The organism is Sorangium sp. So ce406 (assembly GCF_051474675.1).
GTDB classification, from domain to species: domain Bacteria; phylum Myxococcota_A; class Polyangia; order Polyangiales; family Polyangiaceae; genus Sorangium; species Sorangium cellulosum_G.
Map to the genome: position 1 here is coordinate 12,613,177 of NZ_CP150340.1, position 10,143 is coordinate 12,623,319.

9 protein-coding genes are annotated in these 10,143 nt (G+C 71.8%); all 9 read right to left on the reverse strand.

From position 1 onward, the window contains the following. Nucleotides 1-55 precede the first annotated feature (55 nt). The 9 genes from WME96_RS47415 to WME96_RS47455 all read right to left on the reverse strand — a co-directional run bounded on the left by WME96_RS47415 (nucleotide 56) and on the right by WME96_RS47455 (nucleotide 9,327). On the reverse strand, nucleotides 56-661 hold the full coding sequence (locus WME96_RS47415) for an L-threonylcarbamoyladenylate synthase (RefSeq protein WP_437288129.1): 606 nt from the start codon (nucleotides 659-661) through the stop codon (nucleotides 56-58). A 187-nt stretch (nucleotides 662-848) separates the two neighbouring features. Continuing rightward, on the reverse strand, nucleotides 849-1,811 hold the full coding sequence (gene atpG, locus WME96_RS47420) for an ATP synthase F1 subunit gamma (RefSeq protein ID WP_437288130.1): 963 nt from the start codon (nucleotides 1,809-1,811) through the stop codon (nucleotides 849-851). A 6-nt stretch (nucleotides 1,812-1,817) separates the two neighbouring features. Continuing rightward, the gene (gene atpA, locus WME96_RS47425) at nucleotides 1,818-3,719 is read right to left on the reverse strand and encodes a F0F1 ATP synthase subunit alpha (RefSeq protein ID WP_437288131.1); all 1,902 of its coding nucleotides are present in this window, start codon (nucleotides 3,717-3,719) and stop codon (nucleotides 1,818-1,820) included. Between the two features lie 115 nt (nucleotides 3,720-3,834). Beyond that, the gene (locus WME96_RS47430; RefSeq protein WP_437288132.1) at nucleotides 3,835-4,377 is read right to left on the reverse strand and encodes a F0F1 ATP synthase subunit delta; all 543 of its coding nucleotides are present in this window, start codon (nucleotides 4,375-4,377) and stop codon (nucleotides 3,835-3,837) included. Beyond that, entirely contained in the window at nucleotides 4,374-5,396 is a 1,023-nt protein-coding gene (locus WME96_RS47435) for a F0F1 ATP synthase subunit B family protein (RefSeq protein ID WP_437288133.1), read from the reverse strand. Before WME96_RS47435 ends, WME96_RS47430 begins: the two co-directional genes overlap by 4 nt. Beyond that, complete coding sequence (locus WME96_RS47440; RefSeq protein WP_437288134.1) at nucleotides 5,393-5,854, reverse strand: ATP synthase F0 subunit B; 462 nt, start codon at nucleotides 5,852-5,854, stop codon at nucleotides 5,393-5,395. Before WME96_RS47440 ends, WME96_RS47435 begins: the two co-directional genes overlap by 4 nt. Nucleotides 5,855-6,067: 213 nt before the next feature. Then, nucleotides 6,068-7,525: a hypothetical protein gene (locus WME96_RS47445; RefSeq protein WP_437288135.1), complete on the reverse strand. Its 1,458-nt coding sequence runs from the start codon at nucleotides 7,523-7,525 to the stop codon at nucleotides 6,068-6,070. Between the two features lie 6 nt (nucleotides 7,526-7,531). Continuing rightward, the gene (gene miaE / locus WME96_RS47450; protein ID WP_437288136.1) at nucleotides 7,532-8,128 is read right to left on the reverse strand and encodes a tRNA isopentenyl-2-thiomethyl-A-37 hydroxylase MiaE; all 597 of its coding nucleotides are present in this window, start codon (nucleotides 8,126-8,128) and stop codon (nucleotides 7,532-7,534) included. Nucleotides 8,129-8,253: 125 nt separating this feature from the next. Then, entirely contained in the window at nucleotides 8,254-9,327 is a 1,074-nt protein-coding gene (locus WME96_RS47455) for a hypothetical protein (RefSeq protein ID WP_437288137.1), read from the reverse strand. Nucleotides 9,328-10,143 lie beyond the last annotated feature (816 nt).

Sequence of the window (10,143 nt, forward strand, 5' to 3'; positions counted from 1 at the left end):
CGCCGGCGCTCCGCTGCGTCCACCGCTCGCAGGCGCCGCGGAGCGCGACGTCACCTCAGACGAGCTCGTCCGTCGGCCCCGCGCCCTGGCGGACGACCTGGATGTCGCCCTGGCTCAGGTCGATCACGGTCGTCGGCACGCCGCCGCCGGTTCCCGCGTCGAGGACGAGCGCGAGCCCCGGGAACCGGTCGTCGATCTCCGCGGGATCGATGATCGGATCCTCCCCGGGCGGCGCGGCGGTCGTGCTGATGAGCGGCCGCCCGAGCGCGCGGACCAGCGCGATCGCCACCGGGTGGTTCGGCACCCGGATGCCGACCGTCTTCTGCTTGAGGTGCACGTACTTCGGCACCTCGCGCGTGGCCGGGAGGATGAACGTGTACGGCCCCGGCAAAAAGCGCTTGAGGATGCGGTACGCCTGGTTCTCGACGATCGCGTAGCGCGCGATGTCGCTCAGATCCGGGCAGATGAACGCGAGGTTCTTGTTCTGGCGCATCCCCTTGATCTGGTAGATCCGCTCGATCGCCTGCTTGTTCATCAGATCGCAGCCGAGCCCGTAGACGGTATCGGTCGGGTAGCCGATGACCTCGCCCTTCTGCATGAGGTCGACGGCTCGCGCGATCTTGCGTGGTTCCGGATGGTCGGCGTTGATGGGCTGGAGCACGGGAACGGGACCATGGGGTCGCCCGTCCGGCTTCGCCAGTGCTGGCCGCACGAAGCGCGGCCAGCGCTGGGCAGCCGGCGAGCGGTCGATGGGGTGGAAGATGCAAAGCCCGCGCTCGAACCGATCGCCACGGGCGGCCGGTTCGAGGCAGCGGTCGGAGATCCGGCAGGGCTGCCGGCGCGCGGCGCTACTCCTTGAGCGCCTCGCTGCCGCCGATGATCTCCATCAGCTCCTTGGTGATCGCCGCCTGCCGCGCCTTGTTGTACTCGAGCGTCAGGCTGTCGATCATCTCCTTGGCGTTCTTGTTCGCGGCATCCATCGCCGTGAGCTTCGCGCCGAGCTCGCTCGCCATCGACTCGTGGAGCGCGCGGAGCACCGAGATGTCCACGTACATCGGGACGAGCCGCTCCAGGAGCGCTCCGCGGTCCGGCTCGAACAGGAACTCCGCGGCCTGTCCGGCGCGGTCGCCCTCGTCTGCCTCGCTCCGCGCCGGCGCGCCGGCGGGCAGGAGCCGCTCGACGACGACGGTCTGGGTGATCGCGCTCTTGAACTCGTTGTAAACGAGGTAGATCGCGTCGATCTCGTCCTTGTTGAACGGGGCGAGGATCTTCGCGCCGACCGCCTGGGCCGTCTCGAGGCCGAGCTTGTCCCAGACCCCGGGCAGGTACTCGCGGATCGGGGCGTTGCGGCGGTTGAAGTAGTCGCGCCCCTTGCGGCCGATGATCGCGAGGTGGACCTCCTGACCGGCCTCGGTCCGGCTCTTCCACTCGCGCTCGGCGCGCTTGTTGATGTTCGTGTTGAAGGCGCCGCAGAGGCCGCGGTCGCTCGTGAGCACCAGGAGCAGCACGCGCCGCTCCGGGCGGGTCACGAGCAGCGGGTGCGCCGGCGTCTCGCCCCCGGTCAGCACGGCCGCCTCGCCCTCCGCCCCGATCCTCTCCGCCGCGGGCGCGTCGGCCGAAGGTGCCGCGGCCGCGTCGCGCGTGATCTCCCAGAGCACCTCCTGCACCTTGACGGCGTAGGGCCGGAGCTCGGTGATGCGCTGCTGCGCCTTGTTGAGCTTGGCGCCCGCGACCATCTTCATGGCGCGGGTGATCTTCTGCGTCGACTTGACGCTCGAGATCCGCTTGCGAATGGACTTGAGGCTGGGCACGGCTGCCTACTTTTCCTTGGCCTTCGAGGCGCTCTTGCCGTTCTTCGACTTCGCCTTGGGCGCCGGCTCCTCGTCGTCCGCGCCGTCCGCGTCCTCGTCGGCCGCCGCCGCGCTGGCGGTCGAGGCGCCGCCCTGCTCCACCACGAACCGCTTCTTGTACGCCTCGATCGCCTTGGTCATGCGGGACTTGAGGTCGTCGTCGAGGGCCTTCTTCTCCCGGATGTCCGCGAAGATCTGCGCGTGCTTGCCCTCGATGAACTTGTAGAGCTCGTCCTCGAAGCGCGCGAGCGAGCTCACCGGCAGATCATCGAGCAGGCCCTGCGTGCCGGCGTAGATGATGAGGATCTGCTTCTCGACGGCGAGCGGCACGTACTGGCCCTGCTTCAGGATCTCGGTGAGGCGCGCGCCGCGCTCGAGCTGCGCGCGGGTCTTCGCGTCGAGGTCCGAGGCGAACTGCGAGAACGCCGCCATCGCGCGGTACTGCGCGAGGTCGAGGCGGAGCGTGCCGGCGATCGACTTCATCGCCTTGATCTGCGCGTTGCCGCCGACCCGGCTGACCGAGATGCCGACGTTGATGGCCGGGCGGACGCCGGAGTAGAAGAGGTCGGCCTCGAGGAAGATCTGCCCGTCCGTGATGCTGATGACGTTCGTCGGGATGTACGCCGACACGTCGCCGGCCTGCGTCTCGATGACCGGCAGCGCCGTGAGCGAGCCGCCCGACTTCGGGTCGCGGACGATCTCGTAGTCGCTCGCCTTCCCCTTGTCCGAGAGCTGCTGCTCGAGCTTCTTGATCTCGTCCTTCTTCTCTTCCTTGCGCGCCTGCTCGAGCTTCTCGAAGAGGGCCGCATCGACCGTCTTCCAGAGCGAGTCCTTCGCGGAGTGCATCCCGTGCGCCCCGACGTGCGCCTTGCCGTCGACGCCGCGGTACGCGGGGTCGCCGCCCTCGATCTTCGTCCCCTTCGCCACGACGTAGAAGATGTCGGCCATCTTCGCGGCGCGCTCGAGGAGCCGGGAGTGGAGGTAGAAGACGTCGCCCGGGTACGCCTCGCGGCCCGGCGGGCGGCGGAGCAGCAGCGAGAGCTGGCGGTACGCGACCGCCTGCTTCGACAGGTCGTCGTAGATGCACAGCGCGTGGCGCCCGCTGTCGCGGAAGTACTCGCCGATGGTCACGCCGGTGTACGGCGCGATGAACTGGAGCGGCGCGGTCTCGCTCGCCGTCGCGGCGACGATGATCGTGTACTCCAGCGCGCCGTGCGCATCGAGCCGGTCGACGACCTGGCGCACCGTCGACAGCTTCTGGCCGATGGCGACGTAGACGCAGATGACGCCCTTGCCCTTCTGGTTGAGGATCGCGTCGACGGCGACGGCGGTCTTGCCGACCTGCCGGTCGCCGATGATGAGCTCGCGCTGGCCGCGGCCGACCGGGATCATCGCGTCGATCGCCTTGATGCCGGTCTGCATCGGCTCGGTGACCGGCTGGCGCTGGATGATGCCGGGCGCCTTCACCTCGACGCGGCGCCGCTCCTTCGACTCGATCGGCCCCTTGCCGTCGATCGGCATGCCGAGCGCGTTGACGACGCGCCCGAGGGTCGCCTCGCCGACGGGCACCTCCATGATGCGCCCGGTGCGCTTCACGGCGTCACCCTCCTTGATGACGCTCGTATCGCCGAAGATGGCGGCGCCGACGTTGTCCTGCTCGAGGTTCAGCACGAGCCCCATCAGGCTCGACCCCTCCGAGCCGGTGAACTCAACGAGCTCGCCGGCCATGGCGCGGCTCAGGCCGTGCACGCGGGCGATGCCGTCGCCCACGGTGAGCACGGTGCCCGTCTCGGTGACCTGAGCGGCCTTGTCGATGTTCTGGATTTGCTTCTTGATGATCTGAGAGATCTCTTCGGCGCGGAGCTGCATGCGGAGTCCTCTGTCGGGAGACGCTTGGGCTTCGAAATCTACGTCGTCAAGGTCGAGGGGGCAGCGCGCGCTGCGCCCCGACCGCTCGTGAAACAGGGGGCGGGGTCGCGTCCCCTCAGGTTCGGAGCAGGTTCTCGCGGAAGGCCGACAGCCGCGTCCGGAGGCTGCCGTCGATCACCTGATCGCCGATCTGCGTGACCACACCGGCGATGAGCGAGGGATCCTGCTTGTGGATGATCGAGATCTTCCTGCCGGTCGACCTCTCGAGCTCGGCCCGGAGGCGGTCAAGGTAACCGTCGCTCAGCGGGCCCGCGCTCGTGACCACGGCCCGCGCGACGTTCTGGTCCTGATCGACGAGGAGCGCGAGCTGCCGGGCGATCTCGGGCAACGCCGCGAGCCGCCGGCGCCGCGCGAGCAGCAGCAGCGTGTTCCTCGTCACCTCCGAGAAGCCGGCGCGGGCGCCGAGCTCGCCGAGCATCTCGTCGCGCTGGGCCTCGGGGATGAGCGGGTTGTCGAGCACCAGGCGGAGCTCCTCGCTCGCCGAGTACATCGCGCTCGCGTCCCCGATCTCCCTGGAGAGGTTCGCCAGGGTCCCGGTCTCCTTGCCGATCTCGAAGATCGCGCGCCCGTAGCGTCGGGCGACGGCCTCGTAGCTCATGTCGCTGCTCCGGTGGTCTGGGCTCCGCGGGCGGCGCCGGCGGAGACGGCCGCGGGGATGGCCTTCAGGTACTCTTCGTTGACCCGGTCGAGGTCGTCCCGGCCGACGCGCTGCCGCAGCAGCTCCTCGGCGGCCGTGACGGCGTTCTGCACCGCCTCCTGGAGGAGCATGGCGCGCGCCGCCTTGAGCTCCTGCTCGATGCGGAACTCGGCGTCGCGCCGCATCCGGACGCGGCGCTGCTCCGCCTCGGCGAGCACGTGCGCCTTCTCGAGCTCGGCCTGCGCCGCGTGCTCGGCCTTGAGCTCCGCGAGCGTCTCCTCGAGCCGCGTGAGCTTGTCCTCGTACTCGTCGAGCCGCCGCTCGGCCTCCCGCTTGAGGCGCGAGGCGTTGTCGAGCTCCTGCGTGATCGTCTGCTTGCGCTTCTTCAGCGCCTCGGCGATCGGCTTCCTCCCGAAGCGGACGATGATGAAGGCGAGGAGCCCGAAGTTCAGGACCGAGGCCAGGAACGGCGGCGGCTGGTTCTTCGGGTCGCAGGGGTTCTTGTCGTTGTGGTAGCGCCAGAGCAGCGAGTTGATGCCGCCCTTCGCGGCCGCCTCGTTGTTCACGCCGATCAGGCCCTGCCACCAGTTGACGTGCGGCGGCGGGTCGGTCGGGCCGTGGCCGGGGCAGTGCTCCTCCCCGTGCGACGCGTGCTCGGTGGGCTCCGGCGGCGGCGCGGGGCGCGCGCGGCCGAGCTGGCCGCCCTGCGGCCGGGGCCCGTGGCCCGGCGGGAGCTGGCGGCCGCCCGGCCCGAGCGGCCGGCCGGGCTGCACGTCGCGGCGGGCGGGCACCTGCGCGCCCGGCTGGGCGGCGCCGGGCTGACCGGGCTGGGCGGCGCCGACCGGCGGGTGCCCCGGCGGCATCGCGGGCTGCGCGGCAGGCGCGGGCTGCGCGGCAGGCTGCTGCGCCAGCGCGGTGCCGGTGACGAGCGCCGCGGTCAGGCCAAGGGCGATCGAGGAGCGGCGGAGCGGCTTCTTCACTGGCGCACCTCGCGGCCGAGCATGCTGGCGGCGATCTCCGCCGCGAGGGCGGGCTGGGCGGCGCCGAGCTCGCCGCGCATGCGGGCGACCTCGGCCGCGATCTTCGCCTTGCCGTCCTCGAGGATGCGGGCGGTCTCGGCCCGGGCCTCGGCCATGATCTGCGCCTCGACCTTCATGGTCTCGGCGCGGAGGCGCTCCCGCTCGATCCCCGCCTCGCGCCGGACCTGCTCGATCTCGGCCTCGTAGCGGGTGAGCAGCTCGCCTGCGCGCTCGTCCATCTCGCGCGCCTCCCGCTTGGCGCCGTCGGTGCGCCGCTCGCGCTCCTCGAAGACGCGGAGCAGCGGATCGAACAGCAGCGGCTTGAGCACGACGATGAACGTCGAGAACAGGACGACCTGCGCCAGGAACGTCAGATCGAAGTCGACGGCGATGGCGCCGGACGCGAGAAGGGGGTGCATGGCGTTCGGATTCACGGGTGCTTGTTCGGCGACGAGGGCGGAGCAGCGGGAGCCGCTCGCTGCCGCGCGCCCCCGGGGGAGGGCGTTTTCGTCGCGCGGGCACTAGCACGTGTCAGTCGAAGCTGGAAGGGATCTCGGCAGGGCGGTCGGGCTCGCCTCTCCGCGCCGCGCCGCGCTCGTTCAGGGGGCGCCGCGCTCGCCGTCGCGGGGGCGTTACAAGCTCGCGAGCGAGCGCATCATCTCGCCGAGGCCCGCCTCGAGGTCGTCGGCGCCGGCGCGCCTCGACGCGGGCGAGCGCGGCGCGCTGTCCTCGTCGCGCAGGGCCTCGGCCGCGCGCGGATTGCGGAACCAGTCCTCGTCGAAGCGCTCGATCAGATCGCGCCGATCGCGCGCCGCGAGCAGCGCCCCGGCGAGCCGGACGGCGGCGTCGGGCTCGAGCGCCGGGACGACCCCGGCGAGCGTCCCCGGGATCGGCGCGCCGAGCGCGCGCGCCGTCGCCTCCTCGAACCGATCCCTGCGATCGCGCGCGGCCCGGAGCAGCACGTGCCCGCCTCCGTCCTGGCCGGCGTGACCCACGAGCGACACGGTCGCGGCGTCGAGGCGCAGCGACAGCAGGAAGCTCTGTGCGGTCGCGCGCGCCTGATCGAGCGCGCGGCCTCGGCCGAGCCCGAGCGCGCGGGCGCAGAACACGGGATCGGCGACGAGGCCGCCGAACAGCGCGGCGCGGCGCGCGCGCCGGAGATCGGCGGGCGCGTGGGCGAGCGCGAACGGCCCGCGCGCGGAGGCGCGCGACAGCGCCGCGCCGAAGCGGGCGAGCGCGCGCGCGAACGAGGCCGCGCCGAGCGGGTGCGGCAGCGGCCCCAGATCGATCGCGAGGCCCTCGGTGAGCTTCGTCGCGCGGAACAGCTCCTCGATCCACCGCGGGCTGAGCCGCGCCGGCCACCCCGACGCGGCGTCCCGCCCCACGGCCCGGCCGAGCGCGCCGTGCCAGGTCGCCTCCGGCCGCAGCATCGGCTCGGTCCGGTGCAGCAGCGCCTCGGCGGCGCCGCGCGCGGCCCCCGGAGGGTCGCAGGGGATCTCGACGGCGGCGAGGCGCGCCTCGTCGAGCCGGCGCGCCGCCTCGTGCCGCCGCTCGACGAGGATGCGCGCGGCGTCGGCGACCGCTCCGGCGCCGCGGGCGAGCACCTCGGCGAAGGTCTGCCGTCCGGCGTCGGTCGGATCGGCGAGCAGCCTGAGCCGCGCCTCGTGAGGCGACATCCGCGCCGGCTCGGGCACGTCGATCAGGATCGATGCGGCGTGCCACGCCGTGGCGAGCCGGACGCGGTCGGCCCAGACGACCCGCTCCAGCGTGAGCGTGTGCACCCAGTCGGCGAGCGGGGCCGCGAGGCCGGTCGGGTCCGGCGCAGGGGCCTCTGGCTCGCCTGCGTACCCGAGCTCCGCGCCGAGGCTCGGGGCCTTGCCGGCGAGCTCGAGGTAGGTCGTCCGCGCGCTGACGCGCCGGAACGGATCGAGCGGGTTCTCGAGCCGCGCCCTCGCCTCCGCCGCGGTCGCGCCGTCCTGGTCCGCGGCGGACGGGGTCGGGCCGCGCCGGGTGAGGTCGTCGAGCGCCGCGCGCCACGCGCGCGCCGCGCGGGCGACCTCCCGATCGAGGCGGATCAGATCGACGTCCATGCGCACCTACCCGTGCACCGCGGCGGCCGTCCCGAGCCGCCGGGCGATGTCGCCCTCGGCGCGCGCGAGCTCGGCGAGCCTCCCGCGCGTCGCGTCCTCGTCGCCGGCGACCTCGACGGCGAGGTCGACGAGGGTCCGGTAGTGCCGTGCCTCCGACGCGAAGAGCTCCTCGTAGAGCGCGGCGAGCTCGTGCTCGCGCGCCGCGAGCCCGTCGGCGAGCAGCCGGAAGCGCTCGCAGGAGCGGGCCTCGATGATCGCGCCGACGAGCAGCCGATCGATGAGCGCGGCCCGCGCGTTGCGCGCGCAGGTGCTGGACGCCGCCTTGCGCAGCTCGCTGGCGTAGGCGTCGGTCTCCGGCTTGCCGAGCGCGAGGCCGCGCTGCTCGATCACGTCGAGGAGCGCGCGGAAGTGCCGGAGCTCCTCCTCGGCGAGATCGACGAGCGCCCTCGCGAGGCGCGGGATCGACGGCCAGCGCGCGGCGAGGGACAGCGCGTTCGACGCGGCCTTCATCTCGCAGTGGGCGTGGTCGGTCAGGAGCGCCGGCAGGTCGGCGAGCGCCACGTCAGCCCAGCGTGGATCGGTCGGTAGGGTCAGGCACAGCACGCAGGGCCGACCTAGAGCAGGCGCGCCGCGGCGAGAAGGGGGAGGCGGGCCTCGACGCTTCCGCGCCGGACGCGCCGCGGCACCCGGGCGGCCGCGGAGCGGGGCGGCGCCCCGGGGAGATGAGGCTAGAGCCCGTCGGACGACGCGCGGGTCAGCCCGCTCGACTCGAGGTGGTACGAGAGCCCGACCACGAACGTGGTGGGCCCGCCGCCGGCGAGCGCTCGGCGCACGGCGCCCTCGACCGAGAACTGGGTGCCCACGTAGGCGACGCCGAGCGACAGCGCGTGCTGGTCCGCGCCCTGGTCGAAGCGGTATCCGGCGCGGAGCGGGAAGTGATCGGCGACGAGGTACTCGCCGCCGGCCATGAGGCGGTACGTGGCGTCGCGGTAGGAGTTGAGATCGACGAGCCCGTCGACCTCGATCGAGAAGTCCGGGGTGCCGAACCCGACGCCGCCGCCGATCGTCGTGGGGAGCAGCCCGTGGTCCGGGTACGAGAGGTTCTGCCCGACGGCCGCGATGTACAGGTTGTCCGTCGGCTTGACGGTGACCGCGGCGTCGAACGTGAGCTCGTTGACGAAGGAGTGCCGGCCGACGACGTCCCCGTCCTCCCTCTCGATCAAGCCGCCCGAGACCGGGTCTTCCCCCTTGCTGTCGTGGAGGCCTCCCGCGGGGGGCGTCCCGTCCTGCGTGATCTTGGCGTAGCGGCCGGTGAGCCCGACGAAGAAGCGCTCGGTGATGGGGTAGGCGAGGCCGACCCGGGCATCGAGGGACTGCCGGTCGATCCCCTCGGCGTCGACGAAGCCCCCGACGAAGGAGATCGCCCCCGCGAGCTTGCCCGTGACCGAGTCGACGACGACGCCGCCGTACGTGTGCCGGCCCGCCTCCGGGCTCCCCTGGAAGAGCCCCTGGAGGTGGTAGACGCGGGTCTCCACCATCGCGGACGGGTTCAGGAAGACGGCCGACGTCCCGTTCCCGAGGGCGCGCAGCGCGCCGCCGAAGGCCGCGGCGCGGGGCGTCTCGTTCTCGCCGTAGGCGTAGGCGAGCTGCGGCGGCAGCGACGACCGCTCGGCCGCCGCGGGCCCCGCGGACGCGGTCAGCGAGAGCGCGGCCGCTGCCGCCAGGACCCTGGCGCGCGCGGAGGTCGTCGCCGCCCGGCGCGACCGCTCCGGCTGCTGCGCCAGGAGTGCCCCCTCTGTCAACCGGATCCTCGACGGCATCGCTTCGCCATACCCCAGACCGCGACCCCGGGGGCAAATTCTCGGACCATGAAATCGGCTCGACCCGATAGCTGTGTACTGGACGACCTTCGCGTTTCAAAAAAAGCTGGAAAATAGGCCAACTTAGCCCTTGACGACGAGATGAGCGGGTTTTGCTCTGGAATCGAGGGCGCGTCGTGAAAATCACCGATTGGCGTCGGGAGTTTTCGTGCCTGGTGTCCGGGGGTCTGAGCGCGGATGACGCGAAGCCGGTTTCGCAGTGCGCAATGGACTGAATTTATGCCAATGAAAACCGATACTTGGTTCGGGTTTCGCAGTTGGGGATAGACGCCCGGACTCACCCGGTGCTACCTCGGATTCGTCCTCGGGGCGGTCCGACGCCGCACCGAGTCCTCCAAAGGGTGGCCCCGCAAGGGGCGCTGTGGGCTACCGAGCTCTGTGAGGCGGTATGGGGGACGGCTGTGCCGATCTGTCTTCCAATGCAATGGACCTCGACGCGACGGTTGCACCCCCACCTCGATCGGCGTGCTTGGCAGGAGCCGAGCCGAGCGCCGGTCCAGTGGGGCCGTATTTCTTACCCGCATTCCCTGGAGGCTCGCGGACGAATTCCCGAGGGCGAAGCGGCCGTGGGCGGACTGTTGAAAAGTCGACGCGCCCTTCGATTACATTCAGAATAACATAGAGATCTCCAGGGGTTAGAGGCGAGTCCTCGCTGTGAGACCTGTGGATAAGTTGGGGGCGACGGTTCTTTCGGTCGCCCCCGAAACCTATTTTCGTGGAGCGGACTTCAGAGCAGCG

What these genes read in the sequence shown, in the direction of transcription:
- WME96_RS47440 (WP_437288134.1), bottom strand. Translation starts at nt 5,854, where the DNA reads ATGCACCCCCTTCTCGCGTCCGGCGCCATCGCCGTCGACTTCGATCTG.
- WME96_RS47445 (WP_437288135.1), bottom strand. Translation starts at nt 7,525, where the DNA reads ATGGACGTCGATCTGATCCGCCTCGATCGGGAGGTCGCCCGCGCGGCG.
- WME96_RS47430 (WP_437288132.1), bottom strand. Translation starts at nt 4,377, where the DNA reads ATGAGCTACGAGGCCGTCGCCCGACGCTACGGGCGCGCGATCTTCGAG.
- atpA (WP_437288131.1), bottom strand. Translation starts at nt 3,719, where the DNA reads ATGCAGCTCCGCGCCGAAGAGATCTCTCAGATCATCAAGAAGCAAATC.